Origin of the sequence: Streptococcus sp. k-378 (genome assembly GCF_013277505.1) — a bacterium.
Lineage (GTDB): Bacteria > Bacillota > Bacilli > Lactobacillales > Streptococcaceae > Streptococcus > Streptococcus pseudopneumoniae.
The window spans coordinates 1-642 of the sequence record NZ_VMNC01000142.1 but is presented as its reverse complement, the minus strand read 5'-3'; the positions used below and the strand labels follow the sequence as shown (position 1 = coordinate 642).

The following is a 642-nucleotide window of genomic DNA, read 5'->3' as shown; positions in this document are numbered from 1 at the left end:
AAGCTCTTCTTGCCCAATTCGATTCAGAAGAACTCCATCATCGCTTAGAGGATTGCATTTGCCCTGACTGTCAGGGAGAGCTAAAAGAGATTGGAGCGAGTCTTCAAGGCCAAGAATTAGTCTTTATTCCTGCGCAATTAAAACGCATAGATCATATCCAACACTCTTACAAATGCCAAGCATGCAGTGAGAAAAATCCGAGTGATAAAATTGTGAAAGCTCCTATTCCTAAAGCCCCTTTGGCGCATAGCCTTGGCTCAGCTTCTATTATCGCTCACACCATCCATCAGAAGTTTAATCTGAAGGTCCCCAATTATCGCCAAGAAGAAGATTGGGCTAGGATGGGTTTACCAATCACACGTAAGGAAATCTCTAATTGGCATATCAAGGCGAGTCAATACTATTTGGAGCCCCTCTATAACCTCTTGCGAGAGAGACTATTGACTCAGCCCTTACTTCATGCGGATGAAACTTCTTATAGGGTGCTAGAGAGTGATAGCCATCTGACCTACTATTGGACTTTTTTGTCTGGGAAAGCTGAGAAGCAAGGAATCACGCTGTACCACCATGATCAGCGTCGAAGTGGTTCAGTAGTACAAGAATTCCTAGGAGATTATTCTGGATATGTGCATTGTGATATGT

1 pseudogene is annotated in these 642 nt (G+C 43.3%); it reads left to right on the top strand.

The window, feature by feature from the left end:
- Positions 1-642: pseudogene (locus HT719_RS10725) on the top strand (IS66 family transposase); the annotation flags it as partial.